18 protein-coding genes are annotated in these 25456 nt (G+C 45.2%); 7 read left to right on the forward strand and 11 right to left on the reverse strand.

The genetic code is table 11. The annotated features are described in order from the left end of the window. Positions 1–75: 75 nt before the first annotated feature. From sthA to LG368_RS11030, 9 genes are all read right to left on the reverse strand, one after another. Positions 76–1470 (reverse strand): Si-specific NAD(P)(+) transhydrogenase, encoded by a 1395-nt coding sequence (gene sthA / locus LG368_RS10990; RefSeq protein ID WP_226754769.1) that lies wholly within the window; start codon positions 1468–1470, stop codon positions 76–78. Positions 1471–1491: 21 nt separating this feature from the next. After that, positions 1492–1725, reverse strand: a complete 234-nt coding sequence (nqrM, locus tag LG368_RS10995; protein ID WP_226754770.1) for a (Na+)-NQR maturation NqrM — start codon at positions 1723–1725, stop codon at positions 1492–1494. A gap of 25 nt (positions 1726–1750) precedes the next feature. Further along, positions 1751–2764, reverse strand: a complete 1014-nt coding sequence (locus LG368_RS11000; protein ID WP_226754771.1) for an FAD:protein FMN transferase — start codon at positions 2762–2764, stop codon at positions 1751–1753. A 63-nt stretch (positions 2765–2827) separates the two neighbouring features. Then, positions 2828–4054 carry an NADH:ubiquinone reductase (Na(+)-transporting) subunit F gene (gene nqrF, locus LG368_RS11005; protein ID WP_226754772.1) on the reverse strand — a complete coding sequence of 409 codons (1227 nt, stop codon included), beginning with the start codon at positions 4052–4054 and terminating at the stop codon, positions 2828–2830. Between the two features lie 42 nt (positions 4055–4096). After that, positions 4097–4705, reverse strand: coding sequence for an NADH:ubiquinone reductase (Na(+)-transporting) subunit E (gene nqrE / locus LG368_RS11010; RefSeq protein WP_211536527.1), 609 nt, complete (start codon positions 4703–4705; stop codon positions 4097–4099). Next, positions 4706–5368: an NADH:ubiquinone reductase (Na(+)-transporting) subunit D gene (locus LG368_RS11015; protein ID WP_226754773.1), complete on the reverse strand. Its 663-nt coding sequence runs from the start codon at positions 5366–5368 to the stop codon at positions 4706–4708. It abuts the gene before it with no gap. Continuing rightward, positions 5368–6171 carry a Na(+)-translocating NADH-quinone reductase subunit C gene (locus tag LG368_RS11020; RefSeq protein WP_226754774.1) on the reverse strand — a complete coding sequence of 268 codons (804 nt, stop codon included), beginning with the start codon at positions 6169–6171 and terminating at the stop codon, positions 5368–5370. Before LG368_RS11020 ends, LG368_RS11015 begins: the two co-directional genes overlap by 1 nt. After that, the gene (locus tag LG368_RS11025; protein WP_226754775.1) at positions 6164–7360 is read right to left on the reverse strand and encodes an NADH:ubiquinone reductase (Na(+)-transporting) subunit B; all 1197 of its coding nucleotides are present in this window, start codon (positions 7358–7360) and stop codon (positions 6164–6166) included. Before LG368_RS11025 ends, LG368_RS11020 begins: the two co-directional genes overlap by 8 nt. Before the next feature lie 3 nt (positions 7361–7363). Next, a complete protein-coding gene (locus tag LG368_RS11030) occupies positions 7364–8701 on the reverse strand; it encodes a Na(+)-translocating NADH-quinone reductase subunit A (protein ID WP_226754776.1) in 1338 nt (445 codons plus the stop codon). A gap of 465 nt (positions 8702–9166) precedes the next feature. Here LG368_RS11030 and folX point away from each other — a divergent pair, with 465 nt between their 5' ends. From folX to LG368_RS11045, 3 genes are read left to right on the forward strand one after another with little or no spacing between them, the layout of a single operon-like run. Then, complete coding sequence (gene folX / locus LG368_RS11035) at positions 9167–9535, forward strand: dihydroneopterin triphosphate 2'-epimerase (RefSeq protein ID WP_226754777.1); 369 nt, start codon at positions 9167–9169, stop codon at positions 9533–9535. 8 nt (positions 9536–9543) lie between these two features. Then, positions 9544–12957, forward strand: coding sequence for a transcription-repair coupling factor (gene mfd, locus LG368_RS11040; protein ID WP_226754778.1), 3414 nt, complete (start codon positions 9544–9546; stop codon positions 12955–12957). Beyond that, positions 12954–13778 carry a hypothetical protein gene (locus LG368_RS11045; protein ID WP_226754779.1) on the forward strand — a complete coding sequence of 275 codons (825 nt, stop codon included), beginning with the start codon at positions 12954–12956 and terminating at the stop codon, positions 13776–13778. Before mfd ends, LG368_RS11045 begins: the two co-directional genes overlap by 4 nt. A 63-nt stretch (positions 13779–13841) precedes the next feature. On the opposite strand, the gene LG368_RS11050 is transcribed toward LG368_RS11045, so the two are convergent. Next, positions 13842–15266: a peptidoglycan DD-metalloendopeptidase family protein gene (locus tag LG368_RS11050; protein WP_226754780.1), complete on the reverse strand. Its 1425-nt coding sequence runs from the start codon at positions 15264–15266 to the stop codon at positions 13842–13844. A 336-nt stretch (positions 15267–15602) separates the two neighbouring features. Between LG368_RS11050 and fdhD the strand changes: the two genes are divergently transcribed. Beyond that, positions 15603–16475 (forward strand): formate dehydrogenase accessory sulfurtransferase FdhD, encoded by an 873-nt coding sequence (fdhD, locus tag LG368_RS11055; protein WP_226754781.1) that lies wholly within the window; start codon positions 15603–15605, stop codon positions 16473–16475. Then, entirely contained in the window at positions 16468–18789 is a 2322-nt protein-coding gene (locus LG368_RS11060; RefSeq protein WP_226754782.1) for an FdhF/YdeP family oxidoreductase, read from the forward strand. The genes fdhD and LG368_RS11060 overlap by 8 nt, the downstream gene beginning before the upstream one ends. A gap of 112 nt (positions 18790–18901) precedes the next feature. Here the strand turns inward: LG368_RS11060 and LG368_RS11065 are convergent, their stop codons facing one another. After that, positions 18902–23230: a PAS domain-containing hybrid sensor histidine kinase/response regulator gene (locus LG368_RS11065; protein WP_226754783.1), complete on the reverse strand. Its 4329-nt coding sequence runs from the start codon at positions 23228–23230 to the stop codon at positions 18902–18904. 214 nt (positions 23231–23444) lie between these two features. Here LG368_RS11065 and LG368_RS11070 point away from each other — a divergent pair, with 214 nt between their 5' ends. Both LG368_RS11070 and LG368_RS11075 read left to right on the forward strand, forming a co-directional pair. Then, on the forward strand, positions 23445–24434 hold the full coding sequence (locus LG368_RS11070; RefSeq protein ID WP_226754784.1) for a 2-hydroxyacid dehydrogenase: 990 nt from the start codon (positions 23445–23447) through the stop codon (positions 24432–24434). Between the two features lie 107 nt (positions 24435–24541). Then, complete coding sequence (locus tag LG368_RS11075) at positions 24542–25453, forward strand: inositol monophosphatase family protein (protein ID WP_226754785.1); 912 nt, start codon at positions 24542–24544, stop codon at positions 25451–25453. Positions 25454–25456: the final 3 nt, after the last annotated feature.

The raw sequence follows: 25456 nt of genomic DNA on the forward strand, positions 1-25456 counted from the left end.
CTATCTCATCCTGACACAAAAAAGCCGTTACAAGAGTAACGGCTTTTTCATTGGACTTATTCAGTCTAGCTGAATTTAAAACACCCGGTTAATCCCGTTTAATGCAGCAACACGGTAGGCTTCCGCCATGGTTGGGTAGTTAAACGTTGTGTTTAGGAAATATTTAAGTGAATTCTGCTCTCCTGGTTGTTTCATGATCGCTTGACCGATATGAACAATCTCAGAAGCTTGGTCACCGAAACAATGAATGCCCAGTATTTCAAGTGTTTCACGGTGGAAAAGAATCTTTAACATCCCCACCGCCTCACCGGTAATTTGCGCACGCGCTGTGTGCTTGAAAAAGGCACGACCCACTTCGTAGGGCACTTTCTCAGCAGTCAACTCTGACTCGGTTTTACCAACAGAACTGATTTCAGGAATAGTGTAGATGCCTGTTGGAACCTCACTAATAAACTCACCATTTTCTAGGTCAAACATGTTAGCCGCAGCCGCTCGACCTTGGTCAAACGCGGCACTCGCAAGGCTTGGCCAACCAATCACGTCACCCACGGCGTAGATATTTTCAACTTGCGTTTGATAAGTATCATTTACCGCAAGCTGACCGCGACTGTTTGCCTCCAAATTAATGACATCCAGCCCAAGGTTATCTGTGTTGCCTGAGCGGCCGTTACAGAATAATAAGGCATCTGCTCTTAACTTCTTACCCGATGCAGTGTGCATAATAACTTCGCGATCGGTTGTCTCGACCGAATCATAAGTCTCATTATGTCGAATCAAAACGCCGCTATCACGTAGGTGATAACTCAGACCATCCGTAATTTCATCGTCCAAGAAGCTCAACAATTTCTTCGCTGGGTTAATCAGTTCAACTCTAACACCCAGACCACAGAAAATAGACGCATACTCACAACCAATAACACCAGCCCCGTAAATAATCAAAGAACGCGGTGTATGACTTAGGCTCAAAATACTGTCAGAGCAATAAATACGAGGGTGCGTGAAATCAATATTTGTAGGACGGTAAGGGCGTGAACCTGTCGCAATAACCACTTTTTTACCAACCAATAACTCTGGACCTTTGTCGTACGTGTTCACTTCGATGGTATTCGCATCTTTGAACTTGCCACGACCAAAATAAATATCGATACGATTACGAGCGTAATACTCTGTACGACCCAATACCTGCTTATCAATCACTCGGTTCGCACGATCTAGCACTTTTGGGAATGAGAACCAACGCGGCTCACCGATGTCTCGGAACATTGGATTAGTATTAAATACGATGATTTCTTTTACAGCGTGACGCAACGCTTTTGATGGGATAGTACCAAGATGTGTACAGCTACCGCCTACCTGAGAGCTTGCTTCAACAACAGCAACTCTTTTGCCAGCTTTCACAGCATTCATGGCTGCGCCTTCACCGGCAGGGCCCGTACCTAAAACCACCACATCATAATGTCTTGTTGTCATAATATCCTCTTCATCGTCCAATTATTTAGTTGCGTCGTAATATGTGTCTTCTGAGACCTTTTCTGCTGTACCTTTCTTTTTCTCGTCGTCGCACTTACCTTTGTCACCACCACAAATATCACACGCAACTTCCATACCTAAAGCGCTCATACCACCGCAAGAACCTGAAATAGGCTTTCTGCCCATTAAAACGCCCACTGCCATCGCTGTTACCAACAGCAACATTAAGGCAAATGCCAAAACAACCGTTAACATAAGACTCTCCTAAGATTAAAATTCATCACTGTAGATAAGGCTTAAACGCGTCCGATGGCCGCTCTTCAAAGCCAAAATCTGTTTTCACAAGCAAATACGCCGCCACACCATGTTCTTGGGCAAACTCAAACCCTTTTTTCGGTCCAAGCACCGTAATAGCGGTAGCTAACCCGTCTGCCATAGTCGCTGTCTTATCAATCACAGTAACAGACACAAGACGGTGTGTGATAGGTCGACCAGTTACTGGATTGATCGTGTGTGAATAGCGTATGCCGTTTTTTTCAAAATAATTTCTATAATCACCGGATGTCGCCATTGCCACATCCGTCACATCAATAATTCTTTCAGCGATATCATGCCCACCGGCTGGACTCTCAACCGCAATCCGCCAAGGTACATCGTCAAGTTTCGTGCCCTTAGACACAATCTCACCACCCACTTCAACGAGATAACTGGTAATACCTTTTCGCTCTAAAACTTGAGCAACCGCATCGACACCATAGCCTTTTGCAATGGACGACAGGTCAACATAAATGCTTTTTTGTTTTGATAAAAGACGGTCGTCAAGAGTTAGGTACTGATACCCCACTCGCTCTTTTGCTTCGTCTATTTGATTCTGACTTGGCACAACATCATTGCGGTTACCTGGTCCAAACCCCCAAAGATTAACGAGGGGGCCAACCGTCACATCATATTCGCCATCACTCATTTCACTGATCAACAAAGCTTTATCAATAACGTAAGCAAGCTCCTCACTCACATTGGCTGACTCTCCAGCCGGTAGCTTGTTAAATAATGAAAGTTCTGAGTTTGGGTCATACGTAGACATCAAGGCATTGACCTTGATTAAAACGGCGTCAACGTCACTCTTTAAGTCACGAGCACTTGCCACATCTTCTGTAGTAAAAAACTTAACCGTGTAAGTGGTGCCCATTGTTGGACCAGAAAAACTTATTAGTTCTGGCGTGAATGCGGCTAAGCGATAAACCACCGCTGCAACAACGAGTAGAAAAACAGGCAACAATACTTTTTTACGCATACAACATCTTTTTAATGATCAATAACATAAAGACCCACCGTGTGGTGGGTCTTTATTAGGGTGTTAGCCGCCGAAATCATCCAGTAGGATATTTTCTTTTTCTACACCAAGGTCTTCTAGCATTTTGATAACAGACGCGTTCATCATCGGAGGTCCACACATGTAGAACTCACAATCTTCAGGCGCTGGGTGATCTTTTAAGTAGCTATCATAAAGCACATTATGGATAAACCCAGTTTTTCCTTCCCAGTTATCCTCAGGCTGAGGATCTGACAAGGCTAAATGCCATTCAAAGTTATCATTTTCTTCCTGAAGCTTGTCATACTCTTCAGTATAAAATGCTTCGCGCACACTACGTGCACCGTACCAGAAAGAAATCTTACGTTTTGAATGCAGACGCTTAAGCTGATCAAAAATATGCGAACGCATTGGCGCCATACCAGCACCACCACCAACGAACACCATTTCAGCGTCAGTATCTTTCGCGAAGAACTCACCGAAAGGACCGTATACTTTGATCTTATCACCTGGTTTCAGGTTAAAGACATACGAAGACATTTGCCCTGGTGGCAAATCATCTTTACCTGGAGGCGGAGAAGCAATACGAATATTAAACTTCACCAACCCTTTTTCTTCAGGGTAGTTTGCCATTGAGTATGCACGAATAACGGTTTCATCTACCTTAGAAACGAATTTCCAAAGGTTAAATTTATCCCAATCACCGCGGTACTCTTCTTCGATATCAAAGTCTTTATAATTAACCGTGTGAGCTGGCGCTTCTAGCTGAACATAACCACCAGCACGGAAATCAACGTTTTCACCTTCAGGCAATTTCAACGTCAACTCTTTGATAAAGGTTGCTACGTTCGGATTCGACTCAACAGTACAATCCCACGCTTTAACACCAAACACTTCTTCTGGCACCTCTACATCCATGTCCTGTTTCACTGAAACCTGACAAGACAAACGGTAACCTTCTTTTTCATCACGACGCGTAAAGTGAGATTGCTCAGTTGACAGCATAGAACCGCCGCCACTTGTCACCTTACACTTACACTGTGCACACGTACCACCACCGCCACAGGCAGAAGATAGAAAAATGCCACTGTCCGCCAAAGTTTGAAGCAGCTTACCACCAGCAGGTGCCGTGACTTCTTTTTCACCATTGATGCGAATTGTAACGTCCCCAGTGCTTACCAAGCGTGCACGAGCAGCAAGGATAATTGCCACTAACGCAAGCACGATAGCTGTGAACATCACCACACCTAGAATAATTTCTAAGTTGACCATGTTAGTTACACCTTATTCTTGGTTGTCTGACTGCGCAGCGTATTAAAGCTGCACACCAGAGAATGACATAAAACCTAAACTCATCAGACCAACTGTGATAAACGTGATACCTAAACCACGAAGACCAGCAGGAACATCTGAGTATTTTAGCTTTTCCCGAATACCAGCAAGCGCAGCAATCGCTAACGCCCAACCAACACCAGCGCCTACACCGTAAACAAGACTTTCACTGAAGTTGTAGTCACGTTCAACCATGAACAAAGACGCACCCATGATGGCACAGTTCACAGTGATCAGCGGCAAAAACACACCCAGAGCGTTATACAACGCGGGCATATATTTATCTAACGTCATTTCCAGTATCTGCACCACAGCAGCAATAACACCGATGTAGCTCAATAGACCGAGGAAACTCAGATCAACGCCAGGTAGACCCGCCCATTCAAGCGCGCCATCTGCTAGCAAGTTTTTGTACAGTAGATTGTTGAGTGGCACCGTTATAGCCAGTACCACCACAACCGCAATACCCAAACCAATGGCTGTTTCTACTTTCTTAGACAATGCCAAGAAAGTACACATACCAAGGAAGAATGCCAACGCCATGTTTTCAACAAAAACAGCCTTAACAAACAGACTTATTAAATGTTCCATTTATAGCGCCTCCTGAGAACGAGAATTTGCTGCAATCTTGAATTCAGGTGCTTCAACTTGCTCTTTCTTGTAAGAACGTAACGCCCAAATAACCAAACCGATTACAAAGAAAGCACTTGGTGGCAGCAACATCAAACCGTTTGGCTGATACCAGCCACCGTTTTGAATGGTTGCGAAAATTTCAACACCAAATAACTTACCAGCACCGAGCAATTCACGGAAAAAAGCGACAATCAGCAACATAGCACTGTAGCCTAAGCCATTACCGATACCATCGATAAAGCTCATCACAGGACCATTTTTCATAGCAAATGCTTCAGCACGACCCATTACGATACAGTTCGTGATGATCAAGCCAACAAACACCGAAAGCTGTTTACTGATTTCAAACGCAAACGCTTTCAATATTTGATCAACCACAATAACCAATGACGCAATAATGATCATCTGTACAATGATACGAATGCTGTTTGGAATATGGTTACGGATAATCGCAATAAAGAAGCCTGAAAAAGCGGTGACTAATGTTAAGGCAATCGCCATAACCAAACTCACTTTTAGACTACTGGTTACGGCTAACGCAGAACAAATACCCAGAATCTGCAAAGCTATTGGGTTATTCGCAAGAATTGGCCCAAAAAGAACGTTTTTCACATTAGACATTATTGAGCTCCTTCACTACGAAGTTGTGCTAAGAAAGGCGAAAAGCCTTCTTTGCCTAACCAGTATTGAACCAGGTTGGTTACACCACGACTGGTAAGCGTTGCGCCTGACAAACCATCCACTTTATGAATAGCTTCTGGATCAGAGCTGTCTACACCACCTTTAGCAAGGCGAAGTACCGCCTGACCATTGTCGTTATAGACCTCTTTACCATTCCACAGCGCTTTCCAATTTGGATTGTCTACTTCACCACCTAGTCCAGGGGTTTCACCTTGAGCATAGAAGCCAAAACCAATTACAGTGTTGTAGTCATTTTTCAATGCCATAAAGCCGTACATGGTTGACCAAAGGCCATAGCCGTGAACAGGAAGAATGATACGATCAATCTCACCTTCTGGCGATTTAACCAAATAGACAGAAGAATAATTCACACGACGCTTAATGCTCGCAGGATCATTCTCACCGCTTAACGCAACAGATAACTGAGGATCTTTAGAGGCCGCTGTTTGATCATAAGTTGCTGGGTTAATACCCGCCTCTTCGATCTCTGCATCCGATGCAAAAGCACCGGTTTGCAGATTAACAATACGCGTCTCAACCGTGTCGAATATTTCGTCTACAGATTTACCAGGCTCTAACATGCCTGCTGCTGACAAGATATTACGCTTACGGTCCAAATCCTTGTTCGTGTTTTGAATAGGCTTAAGACCAACGGCTGCGGCCGCAACAAAAATAGAACACACTAAGCACAACGCAAAGGCAACTATGATGGTCTTTTTAATACTATCGTTACTGCTAGACATTGCGTGCAACCCTCCGCTTTATATTTGCCTGAACTACGAAGTGGTCAATAAATGGCGAGAATAAGTTAGCAAATAGGATAGCCAACATCATACCTTCTGGGTACGCTGGGTTTACTACACGAATCAGTACAACCATCAAACCAATCAACGCACCGTAGAACCACTTACCGCGGTTCGTCATAGACGCTGAAACAGGGTCTGTTGCCATGTACATCATACCAAATGCAAAGCCACCCAAAACAAGATGCCAGTACCATGGCGTTGAGAACATTGGATTAGTATCTGAACCAATTGTATTGAATAACAAAGAGGTCAATACCATACCCAACATCACACCGGCGACAATTCGCCATGCAGCAATTCGCATGATCAGCAGTACTGAGCCACCCAACAAAATAGCCAGCGTGGATGTTTCACCCATCGAGCCTTGAATGAAGCCAAAGAAGGCGTCAGACCAAGCAACACTTAAACCAGCCACACCATCAGCAGCCAATTGGCTCAATGCTGTTGCACCAGAATAACCGTCGACAGCTGTCCATACCGCATCACCTGACATAGACGCAGGGTAAGCGAAGAACAAGAACGCACGACCCGCTAGCGCAGGGTTAAGGAAGTTTTTACCCGTACCACCAAAGACTTCTTTCGCCAAGACCACACCAAAACTGATGCCTAGGGCAACTTGCCATAAAGGAACCGTAGCCGGTAAAGACAAAGAGAAAAGAATGGAAGTAACAAAGAAACCTTCGTTAATTTCATGCTTACGAACGGAAGAGAACAGAACTTCCCAGAAACCACCGACAATGAAGGTCGTCAGATAAACAGGCAAAAAGTGCATTGCGCCGTAAATCATATTATCCCAAACACTGTTGGCATCGTAATTGGTTAAACCGCCAATAATGGAATGACGCCAAGTGTCTGCCGCCGCCACACCCATGGCGTCCATAGCCGTGTTTGCTTGCAAACCAATGTTGTACATACCAAAAAACATGGCAGGAAAGGTACACATCCACACAAGAATCATAATACGCTTCATATCAACCGCATCACGAACGTGTGAACCATTTTTAGTGACAGAACTTGGACGATAGAAAATCGTATCTACTGCCTCAAAAAGTGCGTACCACTTTTCGTATTTACCACCCGAGTGAAACTCAGGCTCCATTTTATCAAGTACTTTTCTAAGTCCCATGAATTAACCCTCTTTCTCTATTAGAGTTAGGCAATCCCGAAGGATCGGGCCATATTCGAACTTACCTGAGCAGCTGTAAGTACACAAAGCCAAATCTTCATCGTCCAACTCAAGCGCACCAAGCTTTTGAGCTTGCTCTGTATCATTCACTACCAACGCACGCAAAAGCTGAGTTGGCAAAATATCCATTGGCACAAGACGCTCAAAGTTACCCAAAGGCAACATTGTACGATCACTCCCATTGGTCGTTGTTGTCATATTAAAGGACTTCTTACCCGTTAATTTTGACAAGAACACATTCATAATCGAATGCTTCTCAACGCCCGCACGAAGATAGTGCATCATTTGACGCTCACGACCTTCTTCTAATACCGACACCTGGTTATGGTAACGCCCAAGGTAGGCAAACGGACCATGTGCTTGACGGCCAGATAAAACAGAACCCGAAATCACACGATTATCACCTTGTGCAAGTTCATTTTTTAACAAACCTTCTAAGCTCGCCCCCACACAAGTTCGTACTAAGCGTGGTTTTTTAACCTTAGGACCTGCCAACGACACAACACGATCTGTGTACAACTGACCGGTAACAAACAATTTACCAAACGCAATCACGTCTTGGTAATTGATCGACCAAACAGTTTTCTTGTCGCTTACTGGGTCAAGAAAGTGAATATGCGTGCCAGCCAAACCAGCAGGATGAACACCATCAAATTCTTCAACAGTCACATCAGAAGTCGTTGGTATTTTCGCGCCAGGCGCTTTACACAAGAACACTTTCCCTTCGGTTAAGCGTGTCAACACTGTCAAACCATCCGCGAAGGCCTCGGCTTGATCCGCTAGAACCACTTCAGGTGAGGCCGCCAGTGGATTCGTGTCAATGGCTGTAACGAAAATTGAATGGGGAACAGAGTCAATTTCAGGCACTTTAGAGAAAGGACGTGTACGAAACGCTGTCCACAAGCCAGAATCAACCAAGTTCTCAACCACTTTACTGCGTTCGAGTGATTTTAGATCTGACCCTGAATAAGCGGCGAAGGTTTCAGACTCTTTACCTTCAACCTTGATCACAAGGGATTGAAAGACACGTCTTTCACCACGATGGATCGCTTCAACAGTGCCAGAGGCAGGTGCGGTGTATTTCACCCCTTCGGTTTTCTTATCTGTAAAGATAACCTGCCCTTTTTTAACTTTATCTCCCTCTTGAACTAGCATGGTGGGTTTCATTCCATGATAGTCGGGACCAATAACGGCAACAGTTTTTGCCGCCGCTACTTTTTCGATCACTTGATTGGGAGCACCTGAGATCGGTAGATCTAGGCCTTTTGTAACTTTAAACATATGTCTGCCCAACAATAAATTGAACACAAAAAGCGCAATGCGACCTGCTCACACCCCCCTCCGGGAAAACATGTACAAGCAAACAACAAACTTTAAATTTGTTGTAAATCACAAACTCACTTCACCAAAAAAACCGTAGCATTATAAAGGTCATTCCTCCCATTGACCAGCATACTAAGACGTCTTTCATGACCAACTTTTATTTAATTCCCCCCCTGCAATGCAAATAACAATTAGGCTCGTGATTTGGTCAGCCAAGACAAATGAGTCATTTATGTGCACGCCCGCTCATTTATGACGCAATAAAAGCCATGTAAAGAAGGTGCACTCAGTAAAATGAATTAAAATACTGGCAATCAATCCAAAACAAAGTGCCCATGCGTATTCTCTGAGTTGCCATACAAGACTGAAAACGACACAATATCGCCTTCTATATCCAGTAGGCCTAAACATGGAAACCAAGCTATGATCAAACCAGAAGCTCAAATTCATATAAAAAACTTACGCTTACGGACTTATATCGGATTCAACGAATCTGAAAAACAAAACAAACAAGATGTGGTTATTAACGCTTGGATCCACTACCCAGCTGAGCAGGCATTTGATACCGATGATGTTGATAACGCGGTGAACTATCGCACCATTTGTAAAGAGATGATCGCGCACACAGAAAACAATCGTTTTCTACTGCTGGAGAAAATGACCGCGGACTTGCTTGAGTTATGCATGACGTCAACCCATGTTACTTTTGCCAAAATAGAAGTCGCTAAACCTCACGCCCTGCGTTTTGCCGACTCCGTCTCCCTTACTTTATCGGCCACTAGAGATTCTTAAAAAACAACATGTCAGACACTGTATCGCTCACCTTAAAACCCGGCTTCAAAAACACCATCAACGGCCTTGCAGGCAGCAGAAAAGCTCTGCAATTGCTTGCCATTGCCTCACAATACAAACATCCCATCTTGTTTATGGTCGACACCGTTGCTGAGTTAAACGAATTAGAAGATGAAATACAGTTTCTGAACCATCAGAAAAAAGAAGTATTAAGATTCAGCGACTGGGAAACCTTGCCTTATGATGCGTTTTCACCGCATCAAGACATTGTTTCCCAACGCCTCGAAACATTAGCCCGTTTAACAGAGAGCAAACACCCTATCGTCTTAACAACGGTAGCTTCTTGTTTGACACGTCTTTGTCCAAAACAACATTTAGATGCGCAACGCTTCCACTTAAAAGAAGGTGAAGAACTTCCACTGGAAGATTTATCTAGAAAATTGACGAATGCAGGCTACTTAAATGTTGAAAACGTTCATGCTCATGGGGAATACGCAATACGTGGGGCACTCATGGATGTGTTCCCAATGGGGGCCGACAACCCCATTCGTATTGATTGGTTTGATAACGACATAGACACTATTCGCTGGTTTGACCCTGAAACACAACGCAGTATTGATAAAGTATCAGAAATAAAAATGCTGCCAGCCAAAGAGTTCCCTACCACCTCCCAGGGCATCCAAAACTTCCGTCAGCGATTCAGAGAGCGTTTTGAAACCAACCCGCTGTCCAGTCCTATTTACCAGGATATCTCCAGCGGCATTATCCCTGCGGGGATTGAATATTATCTGCCGCTGTTTTTTGAAGAGACAGCCAGCGTATTTGACTACCTACCCGACAACACCTTGATTGTTCGCTCAAACACCTTCAATGAACAAGTTGCCAGCATTCAACTGGACTTTCGCAGTCGTCATGAGTCACTCAATTACAATATTGAACGACCCATCTTAAAACCTGATGAAATTAATCTAAAAGAAGAAGAGCTGTTTGGTCGAATCAATCAATACACCAGTATTATTTTCTCTGCCGAAGGTGAACATTCAAGATACCAACCTTTGGTTGACGTGAAAATTGATTCGAAAGCCGCTCAGCCTCTAGGAAAACTGCAAAACTTTCTCGCTAACACCGAAAGCCGTGTCTTAATCGTGGCAGAGTCAGCGGGACGTCGTGAAGCTTTGTTGGAATTGTTAAAAAAACACAAGATCAAGCCAAAACAAGTCGACGACTGGAAAGCCTTTAGTAAATCAACAAAAACACTTGCCATCACCGAGGGCAGTATCAGTCGAGGCTTTGCTGTAGAAGACTCGCTCACCTTGATTCCTGAAAGCGAAATTTTGGGAGAGCGTGTTTCTCAACATCGTCGCCGCAACAAACACAACAACGTCAGCGAAGACGCCATCATTCGCAACCTGACTGAACTCAGAATGAATGCCCCCGTGGTGCATATTGATCACGGCGTAGGTCGTTACTTAGGCTTAACCAACTTACAAATTGATGGTCAAGAAACCGAACTCCTGACATTAGGTTATGCCAACGACGCCAAGCTTTACGTGCCGGTTTCTTCTTTGCAATTAATTTCACGTTACACAGGGGCAGACGAAGATACCGCCCCTTTGCACAAACTTGGTACAGACAAGTGGAGTATCGCCAAGCAAAAAGCGGCTGAGAAAGCCCGTGATACGGCGGCTGAGTTACTTGAAATTTACGCTCAGCGTGAAGCTCGTGTTGGTTATGCGTTCGCCAAACCGGATGACCAATACGAGCTTTTTGCAGCAGGTTTCCCGTTTGAGGAGACACCCGATCAGCAAATGGCCATCGATGCCGTAATGAAAGACATGTCCGCCAAAAAGCCCATGGATCGTTTGGTCTGCGGTGATGTTGGTTTTGGTAAAACGGAAGTCGCAATGCGTGCTGCTTTTTTAGCGGTACAAGATGGCAAACAGGTTGCGGTTTTAGTGCCCACCACCCTGCTCGCACAACAACACTATGAAAACTTTTGCGACCGCTTTGCCGACTGGCCAGTTGAAGTAGAACTGTTGTCTCGCTTCCGCTCAGGCAAGCAATCCAATGCCGCCGTTGATCGTCTTGAATCAGGCAAAGCGGATATCGTGGTTGGTACGCACAAACTGATTCAAAGCGATATAAAATTTGCCAGTCTTGGACTGGTTATTATCGATGAAGAGCATCGCTTTGGCGTTAAACAAAAAGAGCAATTTAAAGCGCTACGCGCTGAAGTAGACATTTTAACCCTCACGGCTACTCCTATTCCTAGAACGCTCAATATGTCGTTATCCGGTATTCGTGATTTATCCATTATTGCCACCCCTCCCGCCAAACGCTTATCTGTCAAAACCTTTGTTAAACAAAGGGATGACCATCAGATAAAAGAAGCCGTTCTGCGTGAGTTACACCGTGGCGGCCAGGTGTATTTCCTGCACAACGAAGTACAGACCATTCAAAAGACCGCCGAAGAACTTGAAGAACTGATTCCAGAAGCGCGCGTCATTGTTGGCCACGGTCAAATGCGTGAAAGAGAACTGGAACAGGTCATGTCTGACTTCTACCATAAACGCGCCAACGTTCTGGTATGTTCGACCATCATTGAAACCGGTATCGATATCCCCAACGCTAATACCATTATTATTGAACGTGCAGACAAATTTGGCTTGGCACAATTACACCAATTACGGGGTCGTGTCGGTCGCTCCCATCATCAAGCTTATGCTTATTTACTCACCCCTAACGACAGAAAAGTCACCACAGATGCCGAAAAGCGCCTAGAAGCCATCACGCTTGCCGATACGCTGGGGGCTGGTTTCACTCTGGCAACGCACGATTTAGAAATTCGTGGTACGGGTGAGTTATTGGGTGATGGTCAAAGTGGCCACATTGAGCACGTAGGGTTCTCACTCTTTATGGACATGTTAGATCGGGCGGTTAAAACACTGAAAAATGGTGAATCTCCTAATGTCGATATCACTTCCCCCGCTCAAACAGATGTGAATTTGCGTGTTCCTGCCTTGATACCTGAAGAGTACCTTGGCGATGTCCATTCTCGGTTGATTTTATACAAACGCATTGCCAACGCCAAAGACAGCCATGAATTGAAAGACTTACAAGTGGAAATGATTGACCGCTTTGGCTTGTTACCCGATGCGACGAAAAATCTCTTTCGCCAAACCGAGTTAAAACTCAAGGCCGAAGTTTTAGGTATTAATAAGATTGAAGCGAATGCCAAAGAGGGTAAAATCTACTTTGACAGCAAAACCCCTGTTGACCCAATGAAACTCATCAAGCTTATTCAAACAAAACCCGACAGCTACAAATTAATTGGGTCAGACACTCTGAAGTTTCTTGCGGCGATGAACACAGCCGAAGACCGCTTCCAACATACGACTCATACTTTGGAGTTATTACATTGAGAGCGTTTCAAGCACTTACCTTACTAGCAGCCTGTTGCAGTATTCCGGCGATTGGTGAGACCACAACGATTAACCCAGATACCGCCAGAGCCTACGAGGGATACTTGGTTACCTTTATGTGGCCAGATGGGCAGACAAAAGAACAAGTCGATTACGACAACCTGTACAGCACAGATCATTTACCTAGGTTCGCGGATGACACAATAAAACCCGGTGAAGCACTACAGAAAGATAAGAATAACTCATCAGAGATCAATGAGTTGCTCTCAACGCCACTGGATAACGCTGAGCAAAAACTGGCACGCCACGTTACCGTGCTTTCTAAGCAACAGTGGACGCTGATCTTTAAAGCACCAGGCGATACGATTCGAAAAAGCTTTCACAGCGAACAAAAAAAAGACGGCTACCCAGAACTGACTGGAGACATCGCCATTACTTTAGGTCGTTATTTAGAATCAGACATTCACTATCAGCATTATTTGTTTGATAGCTTTTCTCAGCCTTCCCCTGTTCAACAGGATACCCAACAAGAGTTTCTTGATCACTCTCTAGCAAATAATGCGCAGACATCTGAAGCTGATAACTTACCTACCTTCAAAGAGTTTGAACCTGCTTTGGTGCTTAACCTGCACCAAACAAACAAAACCGCCAGCAAAAAAGTCAATTACTTGGACCACCCTACCATTGCCACCTTGCTGTACTTTGAACCACTTGAGTTAGACGCAGCCATTGAACGAGTGGCAACAAAAGCCGTTCAGCCAGAAACAGGCAACAGTTTGACTTACGACAACCTTAACAGTACCAACGAACTAAATTTATAAAAAATACTGCAAAAAAATGGCCGCTTAGTGCGGCCATCCATCTTAATTATTTAATTCTCAGAATCACTCTGCTTTTAATGCCATCATATCGAGAAAAGTAGTTACTCTGTCACTGTATTCTTGACGATCGCCACTTGGAATAGATTGGGTCGTTGGAATTTCCGCCGTCATTGGGTTAACAGGACGACCATTAATATGAAGCTCATAATGCAGGTGTGCCCCTGTGGAGCGACCCGTATTACCAGACAAAGCAACCACTTGCCCCCTTTTCACCCGTTGCCCTTTTTTCACTAGCGGCTTACTCAGGTGCAAGTAACGAGAACCGTAGGGTCCCGTGTAGTCAATGACAATGTATTTCCCAGCGTATTTATGAGAGGTCACTCGCGTTACCACACCATCCCCTGTTGCCAGCAATTCCGTTCCCACAGGCGTCGCGAGATCTACCCCGTTATGCGGTGAACGACGACCCGTAATGGGGTGAAGGCGATTGGCGTTAAAAGGTGAACTGATTCGATAGCGTTTGCGAGTGGGCCAGCGCAGTAAGGCTGGGGTAAGGCTCTTTCCTTCAGCATCGTAAAAACGACCATCTGAGTGCAAGAAAGCACTGTAATCCTGCCCTCTAACACGCATACTCAGCGCTTCTAGCTGGTCTTTGCCGACCACTTCTCCTTCAACATCCCCTTTTTTCACCACGACGTGAAAAACATCGCCCGCCCTTAGATCCTTACGAAAATTAACGCGACCTTTTAAGATGTCGTTGATCAACAAGATATTGGCATCAGACAAACCTATTCTCTTTGCTGACACATAAAAGTTACCCTCTATGGTATTTTGCATGGCTTGGTAGGTGTAGTTAATGGGTTTATTCGATTCTTGATAGGTAAAACCACCATTTTCATGGCGTACATAAGAGACACTTTTACTGGCGTTAAGCTGGCGAGTCAATTCAACCAATGCGCCCTCTTCATCCAAGGTGAAATGGTAGCTGTCATTCGGCATCAGAGGCTCCAATACCAAATACTCTTGGTCTGCTTCCAATACCGAATACATGGCATCAACCGACAAGCCCAAGTTTGCAAAAATTCGCGCCAAGGTATCGCCTGATTTTACCACATAATCGATGCCGGTCTTTGTTGCTGGCGCTTTTTCAATCTCATTAAGGGGGTCTGTTGTCACTAGAGAAGAGACATTCGCTTCGGCTTCTTCTTGCTGGTTGTCGTTACTCTCTGGCGCTGCCGAGCTGATATTTTTATCCAAACCCTCAAAGACAATACGGCTTGGGTCCGCGTATTGCTCTTTTAAATCTGACAACTTTATTGGGGCAAGTAAGGTAGTTTCCGTAGGCAACTGATAATTCTCAAGCGTGTTTTCGGGGGTGACTAGGGACTGATAAACCAGCCATAACACCATAAAAACCAAAAGAATCAACAAAATAAGGCGTCGGGAACCGGATAACCCCCAACGTAAAAAACGAACAATAAATGGCATAAATTAAAAACTCATCAACAAGAACGGCTCAAAGAAATCCAGTCAGACGCTCTGAGCGCCTACATAAAGGATTTCAGAACATGACAAAAACAGAACCACACTTTGTACTATGTGCTTTTCCCTTGCCACTGCTGACATGCAACGAATCGCAGTCCATATTCTTTTAACCAACAGCTTGACAACACCTCTATCAGATGACTGACAGATGAATTGTTGCAGCGATATTTAATGGAAAGAATACGGTATTTTGCCGTTCAAAGAAAGACAAACCATTGGACGCCTATGATCAGGGTACGTACTATAAATGGCATTATTGTATGAAATAACTGGCCTATTATGCTGTTTTCGCCACTGTCACTCAAAAGTCACCAACGCAACGCCTTTTACAGGTGTGAGTCTTATCCGTCACAAGGCACCTTTCTAAAAGAAGGCAAAGTTACTGAAGAATATGCCGAACTGGTAGAAGAGGTACCGCTTGCTATTAGCATCAACGGCCTCGCCCACGCGGTCATGATGGTGACCCCTATTGATCTCGATGCTTTTACACTGGGCTTGGCAAGAAGTGAAGGCATTATTGAACACCTTGACGACGTACGGGACATGACAATGCAAACCGTCGTGTCTACAGCCGATATTCATAGCCTCGCCATTGACCTCATTATTAGCCCTCGCCGCTTCGCGCAATACAAACAGAAAAAAACCATTCACCTTGGGGCCACTGGCTGTGGTCTATGTGGTATGGACTCTTTATCTCAAGCCATTCCCTCTTTATCGACCTTGCCCGACAGCGCGCCCTTAACGGAAGCCTCGCTCAGCACACTGAGGCACGATTTATTCAAATATCAAACATTGGGAAACAAAACCGGTGCCGTACACGCTGCCTTATTGCTTTCGCCAACGCATACCCCCATTATTTGTATGGAAGACATTGGTCGACATAATGCACTCGATAAGGTACTTGGCTATGCATTGCAACAGGGCATAAACTTACACAACCACAGCGTTTTAATGTCGAGTCGTTGCAGCACAGAATTAGTACAAAAAGCTGTACGTGTTGGACTTTCCAGACTGATACACCTCGCCTCACCCAGTACACTGGCGGTGACATTGGCTCTGCATTATGGGCTAACATTAATTCACTTACCTAAGCGTGATGCACCGCGTATTTTTGCATCGTCGCTGCAATCAAAAGGCACAGAAAATGAGTAAAAAGACGGATTTTTACACACCATACAAAGGCCCTGCTGGTGGCTGGGGCGCTTTACAAAGCACCACGTCTCACTGGTTAAAAAGTGACAATGCGGTACGGAACATCAATACGCTGTTGAAAACGAACCAGCCCCATGGGTTTGATTGCCCCGGTTGTGCCTGGGGAGAAAAGCATGATCCATCTAAAATTCGTTTTTGTGAAAACGGTGCAAAGGCGGTCAATTGGGAAGCGACGTCAAGAAAAGTGGACGCGGCTTTTATGGCGGAACACAGCGTGTCATGGTTAAACACACAAAGTGATTACTTCTTAGAGTATCAAGGCCGTCTTACCGAACCGATGCGCTACAACCAAGCCACCGATCACTATGAAGCCATTTCTTGGGAACAAGCATTTAACCACATTGCCGACACCCTAAAAAGCCAAGCAAACCCAGACAAGGTCGCTTTTTACACCTCTGGCCGCGCCAGTAATGAAGCCGCCTTTTTATACCAACTGTTTGCTCGCGCTTATGGGACAAACAACTTCCCAGACTGCTCTAACATGTGCCATGAAGCAAGTGGTTACGCCTTAATAAGCAGTATCGGTATCGGTAAAGGCACCGTTGAAATAGAAGACTTTGAGCGTACAGATGCCGTGTTTGTTTTTGGACAAAACCCAGGCACGAATCATCCGAGAATGCTGGAAACACTCAAAGAGGTGGTACAACGTGGCGGGCAAATATTGACTTTCAACACGCTAAAAGAGCGCGGCTTGGAACGTTTTCAAAATCCACAAAACCCCATTGAAATGCTTACAAATGGCTCTAAACCAACCAATACTGGGTATTTCTGCCCTAAAATTGGCGGCGATATGGCTGTTGTGCGTGGTATGGTCAAGGTATTAATTGATCTTGAGGAAAAAGCTCAACAACAAGGCACTGCGATTTTTGATCATGCCTTTATTGAGCAACACACCCAAGGGTTAGAAACCTATCTTGAGCAGGTTAAAAACACCTCATGGGATGCCATCATTGAACAGTCTGGCCTAACAAAAGACGAAATCATCGATGCCGCCACCGTCTATGCCAAAGCAGACAGTGCTATTGTGACTTGGGCCATGGGCATCACTCAACATCACCACTCTGTACCCACCATTCATGAAATGGTGAACCTATTGGCGTTGCGTGGCAATTTAGGTAAACCTGGCGCTGGCGCCTGCCCTGTTCGAGGCCACAGTAATGTCCAAGGTGACCGAACCATGGGCATCAATGAACACCCCTCGCAGGCCTTTCTTGACGCCTTGGGCAAACGCTTTGACTTTACACCGCCTCAAGAGCACGGTTTAGCCGTTGTCGACACCATACATGCGATGCGTGATGGTGATATCGATGTCTTCATTGCCCTAGGTGGCAACTTCGCTGCAGCCACTCCGGATTCTCACGCCACAGCCGATGCTTTAAGAAATTGTAAACTGACCGTACAAATCAGTACGAAATTGAATCGCTCTCACCTCATAACAGGAAAGGACGCTCTGATTCTGCCGTGTCTTGGCCGCACAGACATAGATCATCAAGAAAAAGGTCAGCAAAAAGTCACGGTCGAAGACTCTTTTAGCATGATTCACGCCTCTGGCGGGGTATTAGAACCTCTTAGTAAAGAGCAAAAATCTGAACCTGCTATTATCGCTGGCATGGCCGCGGCCACATTAGGCAACTTTCCTATCGACTGGCATGCCGCGGTGGCTGATTACAATATTATTCGTGATTACATTGCGGATGTGGTGCCAGGTTTTGAGAACTTTAACCAACGCATTTTGCAAGACGGTGGCTTCTACTTAGGCAACAGCGCAAGGGAGCGTAAATGGACAACCCCTGCGGGCAAAGCGATTTGCCACACGCACGTTTTACCTGAGTCGATTTTACCAAAACGCGCTAGAGGCTTGCTCACCAATAAAACGTTGATCATGCAGACTCTACGCTCACACGATCAATACAACACCACCATTTACGGCATGAATGATCGTTACCGTGGCATTAAAGGGGAACGTAAGGTGGTGTTTATCAACCCAGCCGACTTACAGCGTTTAGGCTTTACTGAAGGTCAAACCGTTACCTTACGCTCACTCTGGGATGACGAAGTAGAACGTAAAGTCAGCGGCTTTAAGCTGGTGCCATACAGCATTCCTGCCGGCAATATCGCGGCCTACTACCCAGAAACCAACCCTTTGGTGCCCTTGGACAGCCGTGGTGAGTTTAGCGATACTCCCACATCTAAAAGTATTGCGATCGAGATGGAAGCGTTTGAAGACAGTACGATTCATTTAAACGCCGTTTAATGTAAAAGCTTAACCAACAAAAAATCGAGCAGCGATATGCAAACAACATAAGGCTGTTCGATTTTTGTGCTTAATTCACACTCTTCATTGCACTTAAAAGCGCTTGATGCTTTTAAAGCGCTTTCCTCACTTGTTCTGTTATAAAAGCAAGGTCGTTGTCGATCTGTGTTTGCAAATCATAATCAAACAACTCAACCGACACTTCTGCCACACCCTGTTTTTTCTCATTGTCAGTTTGCGCTGTTTTTAATTTGCTTCCCCATTGCGCCAACTGCTCCGATACGCCCACTAGACCAGCCGTTAAAGAAGCCCCTTTTAAACTGTGCAAATGTTCTTTGACATTAGAAAAGTCTTCGGCTGTGATACTTTGATTCAGTGCTTCCACCAAACTGCGAGATTCTTCTGTAAAAGCTTCTATCACCGCATCGAACAATTCGACACTGTTACCAAGACGCTCTAGCATCGAGTCAGGGGCTTCACATCTTAGCGTGTTAAACGCATCTTCAGTTCGGTTTTGGCTCCCGGTAGACTGGGGTTCCTTATGATCAAGGGCCTCTTTTAGAGGTCGCTCTTTGGAGAAACGTAACGCATTCAAAATACACTGATTCATTTGCTCAATATCAAGCGGCTTACCAATATGATCATTCATTCCCGCGTCTAGACACATGGCGCGGTCAGCCGGTGACACATTCGCTGTCATGGCAAGAATCGGTAAGACATCAAATTGTTTGGCTTGACGAATCTGTCTTGTTGCCTCTAGACCGTCCATACCCGGCATTTGCACGTCCATCAACACCACATCGAACGCCTTTTCGCCCTGTGCAAACACGGTTGAAACCCCTTCAAGGCCGCTTTTGGCTAGTGTGACTTGCGCACCCTCAGCGATAAGCAGCTCAGACGCAATTTGTTGGTTAAATTCGTTGTCTTCTACCAACAAAATAGACACATCACGCAAGCGACCGACGTCTTTCTCTGGACGCTCTAATACGCCATGGGATGATGCGGTTCGTGCTGATACCGTAGACAGTGATTGATAGACGGATTCCGACAGGCGACTCAATGTAATTGGCTTAAACAGATGATCCGAAATGCCATGCCAAGACGTTGGATTCGACTGAAGAGACGCACTGTTACGTCGATTAGACAGAACGACAAGATTCGCTTTGTCATGAGAATGGAATGTACCACGGAGCTGGTCAATGCTTTGCTGTCCATCAAAGTCAATCAATTTATCATCCAACAAAACCACATCGTACCACTGTTCATTTTTTGCCGCTTGGCGAAGCAGAACAATGGCTTGCGCGATGCTTTCTGATCGATCACATTTCCAACCTAAGCGCTTCGCCATTCGAACTAACATCGCTTGCGTCGCTAAATGACTGTCAACCACCAGCACCTTAATGGATTTTCTTAGGCCCAATGTCGATTCTTCTTCGGATTGGAACGCCGCCACGGGTAAATCAATATGAAAGTAAAAATGACTGCCAACACCAAGGGTGCTTTCAACTTCTAATGTCCCCCCCATCAAGGCAACAAAGCGTCGACAGATCACTAGCCCCAATCCAGACCCACCAAACCGACGCGTGGTTGAGGATTCCGCCTGGGAAAAGACATCAAAAATTGACTCCAGCTGTTCGGCAGCAATGCCTATCCCCGTGTCCTTAACCGACACCCGCAGACTGGCGACGTTATTCTGTAAATGCGTTTGTTTGATCTGTAAGACGACATTGCCCTTTGAGGTAAACTTGATCGCGTTACTCAACAAATTCATCAGCACCTGAAGCAACCTTAATCTGTCACCCAATAAACATGCCGGTAACGCTTGGTCGATATCAAAAATAAGCTCAACGTCTTTTTCCGTGAGGCCTGCAGACAACACGGTGGACAACTCTGATAACAAAGAAGATACATCAAAGGGCGCATTTTCTAACTCTAACTTTCCTGCATCCACTTTGGAAAAGTCTAAAACGTCGTTTATCAAACCCAGTAGTGACTGAGCAGAGATGTGTGCTTTTGAAATATAGTCGCTTTGCTGAGGCGTTAAAGGAGTTCGGTTCACTAGATGAAGCATGCCCAAAATCGCGTTCATTGGCGTACGAATCTCATGGCTCATGTTGGCTAAGAAGCTCGACTTAGCCGCACTGGCGGCATCCGCTTCCTCTTTTGCTTTGCGCAACCAGCTTTCTAGCTCACGCTCTTGAGTAATGTCACGGTTGATCCCCATGACCTTAGTGAGCTTACCCTCTATGCTCTTGCGTAAAAACGCACTTGCCAAAATAAACCGAACGCCACCGTCTGGCAAAACAAGACGGAATACAATATCAAAGCAGGCTTCACCCGCTAGGGCGTTTTTCAATGCGGCGGCGGCAATCTCTTTATCTTCTGGATGCACTCGATCAATCCAGTCATCGTATACCAGCCCCGTTTCCCTCTTTTCTTTGGGATACTGGTAAAGATCGAACATTAAATCGTTCCATTCCAGACAACGGGTTTCTATGTCATAGCTCCAGATGCCCAGACGCGCCACATCAGCGGCCATGAGCAGCTGATCGCGCGCATAAGTCAGTGCATGTTGGTTGTTTTTCTGTTCACTAATGTCCATGGCAATGCCTAAAAAACCGATCACGTCTTGATCTGCATTTTTCATTGGCGTAATAACCAAGGAAACAGGACGTGAGTGGCCGTGTTTATCAACATAGCGCCACTCTTGGCAATCGTAATCATGGCGTAATGCGTTGAATGCCAACACATTAATAGAAGAGGAAATCACCTTGCCCGTTTCTTCGTAGATACGTTTTCGGTGCTGTTCTATTTCAGCCTCACAATGAAAAGACGCTGGACTCACTTTACCAATCACGTCTTTCGCAGAGTATTGCAGCATTTTTTCTGCACCACGATTAAACAGCTTGATATTACCCTTAGTGTCCGTCGCAATAATGGATACTTCTGATGAGGCATAAAGCACTTCGTTTAACAGTAAATTTAATTCTTCTAACTCAACGGTTCGTTCTTTAACTTGGTTTTCCAAATTAGTATTCAACTGCTGGATTTGCGCTTCTGTTTTTTTCTGTTGCGAAATATCGCGCACACTTTGCGAAATACCGGTCACTTTATTGTTGGCACCAAAAATTGGCGAAAACATCACAGAAACAGGAACTTGAGTACCAAACTTTGTTGTACGGCGAGTTTCTAAAGACAACGCCTGCTTGCTTTGTTTTACTTGTGCAATGGAGGACTCGTTTTCTGTCTTCAAACTGTCTGGCACCAGCAGGTCCAGTACCGTTTTGCCAATTACTTCTTGTTCCGTATAGCCAAAGATTGTTTCAGCCCCCTTGTTCCAACTGGTAATTTCCCCCTTCAGGTTTTTACTGAAAATACCGTCTGCTGAACCTTCCACAATGGCGGCAATTTTAGATTGATAAGCAACAACTTCACGCTTTCTTGCCATGCCAATGTGCACAGCGACGACCAGTAACGTCGCCATCATACTGAGAATCAACCCTTGAACAAGAAAGAGAATGGGGTCTGGAAGGTGCAGTTCTGTAATAAAAGTGGGAGAAACGCTGAATGTACTCTGCCATTGACGGCCGAAAATCCAAGTCGATTGCTTATAATCGTACTGAGATTCAATGAAAGTGCCACTGTCATAAAATAAAACCTGCTCGTTTCGATTGGTAATATCCAGCAGAGAAAAACGCACTTTTTCTGGGTCAATGGCTAATCCCTTTAACACATCTTCCATTAGTAAAGGGGCAAAACTCCAGCCGAACCCCGTCTTAATACGTTCTGCTTGGGAGGTGGGTGTGCTTCCGCCTGAATAAATGGGCATCAGTATTAGAAAAGACTGTTGTGGTTTGCCCGATGCTTGAACCAACGTGATAGGACCCGTTAACCGCACTTCTCCGCTGTACAAGGAGGCCGTTGCCGCTTCGCGACGGTTTTTCTCCGTGGCGATATCAAATCCAATCGCTTCTTGGTTCGTTAATTCTGGCTCTATATATTGAATAATATAGCGCTCGCTAAAATCGGAAAAGAGCGTTTTGACTTCAAAATTAGTCCGCCCTTCTTGTCGGGCTACGGCCGTAAAGCGCGTCTCTTGATCGAACGGCACACGACGAATAAAACCAAAACCCCGGGCGCCAGGAAACTCTTCATCAATGTCTCGCGTTAGACTGTACCGTCTAAAAGCGTCACGACTCACCTCGGCTTGCCCTGCGGTGATAACAGCACCTCGCGCACCTCGCAGGCCATATTGGTATAAACGAATTCGCGACACCACATCATCCATAATGCGATCGGATGCGGCCTTCACCGATTGTTCAATTCTTAAGGCATTGTCAGATTGAACTCGATAAGACACATATAACGATAAGGCTATCCCAACGATTAGGGTACATATCACCCAAGGCGTTACGATATATTGAGTGTGTTTCCCGTCCAATCTTGCCTCCTGGCACTAAAATAGTGCTCTAGAATACACGGATTCTATTTACTTGAATGTAAAAAAGTGTGCTGTGAACAAATAAAGTACGAGACTTTTTTATCTCTCAACAGTTTCTGTTAAACCACATCAAAATTATTGCCATGAGACGAGCAAAGTCTGTCTTTATGGTTTATAACTAGGGCATCATGTTACAAAAATAGGATGTATTTTTATGAGAGTTGCCGTATTTTCTTGCAAACCTTACGACAAAAGAACACTGTCAGACTGCGCACACGGGACCTCTCTTAGCCTGTCGTTTTTTGAAAGTCGCCTCAGTATGGAGACGGTCAAACTAGTACAAGATTTTGATGCCGTCTCTTGCTTTGTGAACGATGACATCAATGCCGATGTGATCGCTTCCCTGAAGCAACAGGGCGTGCATGTCATCGCCTTACGTTGCACCGGGTTTAACAACGTCGATTTACAAGCCGCAAAGGATCAAGACGTTCAGGTGTTTCATGTGCCTGACTACAGTCCAACATCAGTGGCAGAGCACGCCGTGGCGTTGATCATGACGTTAAATCGCAAAACCCATCGAGCCTACCACAGAGTCAAAGAAGGCAACTTTGCGTTAGAAGGTTTAATGGGCTTTAATTTAGAAGGAAAAACGGTTGGCTGTGTTGGTACAGGACGCATTGGTGCCGCATTTTGTCGCATCATGAAAGGCTTTGGTTGCCATGTTTATTGTTACGACCTCTACCCGTCGGAAGCCTTAATAGAGCTAGGCTGTGAGTACGTTTCCCTGGAAGACCTGTATGAGAAAAGCGACATTATCAGCCTGCATTGTCCATTGAACCAATCTACCCATCACCTTATTAACCAACAGACTCTCGCCAAAATGAAAGACGGCGTGATGATCATCAACACCAGTCGTGGTGCGTTGGTTCACGCGCAAGAAGCTATAGATGCCTTGTACACAGGTAAAATTGGCTTTCTAGGGCTGGATGTCTATGAACAAGAAAACGAAATATTCTTTGAAGACATGTCGTCTCATATCATCCAAGACAGCGTGTTTCAATTGATGCTGACCTTCCCCAACGTGGTTGTCACGGGTCACCAAGGCTATTTTACCCACGAAGCACTGAGCCACATCGCGGCAACCACCGTAGATAACTTACTGCATTATCGTACTAAAGAAAGCCAATCGAGACGATTGGCTTGATGTAAATTAGGAGTACCTCTGCTATGACGACATCTGGTCACACTCCACAATTTGTCATGTAACTACGGTATGATAGCCCCATCTTTATTAGCCATTTGGAGCCGATCATGAATTTTGATAGCGTTAATCTCGACTCTACAACAGATATTTTCACTCTCGATAAACCCTCACAAGACACCTTAATCCATATCGTTCGTACTGCGGGTCAAACCATTGTCATGCCACAGTTTCGCCAGTTGAGTGCTTGTGATGTGGAAACGAAAAGCAGCTTAACCGATTTAGTCACTGTGGCCGATAAAGCCAGCGAGGCTTATATTACCCAAGCTATCTTAGCGGCGTTTCCGGACTGGGACGTGGTGGGGGAAGAAGCCGTTGCGGATGACCCAAGTACCACCGACAGCATAGCCACCGCCGATACCTGTGTGATTATTGATCCCATCGACGGCACTTGGAATTATGCCCACGGTTTGTCTGAATTCGGCATTATTCTGGCTGTTGTCAAAAAAGGCGTTACCTGTTTTGGGCTATTATATGATCCGGTCAACGACGATTGGGTTTATGCCAACAAGGGCGAAGGGAGTTTTTTCCAACGCACAGCCATGGACGAAAAAGGTAAAATGCAAGCACCTCGCCATGCTCCATTACCGCTAAAAATGCCAGACAACGCTGAATGCGATCTGACCAAGCTGATGGCAATTATGTCGGTAAGCTCTTACAAAGGACAAAGAAAACAAGATTTTGCATTAAAAGCCACCTCGTTTGTACGAGTTAACAATTTGCCGTCTTGCCCTGCTTATCGTCAAATTGCTCAAGGCCATTTTCACTTCAGCCTAACCTACAAAATGCTCCCTTGGGATCATGCGGCTGGCGTCTTGGTTCACACTGAAGCTGGCGGCATCTGTCGTTTATTGGATGGCAGTGAATACGCGCCATACAAGCTAGATGGCGAAATGCTCGCCGCGCAATCTGAAGCGCAATGGCAAGCATTATCGAATCACTTTAACCAAGCATGTATCTAAATG

This window comes from Marinomonas algarum (assembly GCF_020532605.1).
GTDB lineage: Bacteria > Pseudomonadota > Gammaproteobacteria > Pseudomonadales > Marinomonadaceae > Marinomonas > Marinomonas algarum.